Source organism: Parvimonas sp. D9 (assembly GCF_035282565.1).
Lineage (GTDB): Bacteria > Bacillota > Clostridia > Tissierellales > Peptoniphilaceae > Parvimonas > Parvimonas micra.
The window spans coordinates 1-255 of sequence record NZ_JAYKBM010000199.1 but is presented as its reverse complement, the minus strand read 5'-3'; the positions used below and the strand labels follow the sequence as shown (position 1 = coordinate 255).

The window sequence follows — 255 nt, the reverse complement described above, 5'->3', positions numbered from 1 at the left end:
AAGACCGTAATGGCGTGTCTACGCAGGAAATTGCAGCATTGCATAGGCAGGCATTTAAACGCCTGGAGGGTATCTATTATGATGCCACGGAGCTTACTCTGGCCAAAGCAAAGGTTTTGGCTGGGGATATAATTGCCTCCGCCAAAAGAACAGACACCAACGCACAGATCCTCACTAAGGCACTAATTGCGGCTTTGGAAATGTATCCCTGCTATTAAGGAACAAGACAATGGCAAATGAACAGATTACGCAGAT

The 255-nt window shown here is 46.3% G+C and carries 1 protein-coding gene; it reads left to right on the top strand.

Going from position 1 to position 255, the window contains the following annotated elements; genetic code table 11:
* A partial coding sequence (locus VJI94_RS08550; RefSeq protein ID WP_324009059.1) for a hypothetical protein occupies positions 1-218 on the top strand: 218 nt, incomplete at its 5' end.
* Positions 219-255: the final 37 nt, after the last annotated feature.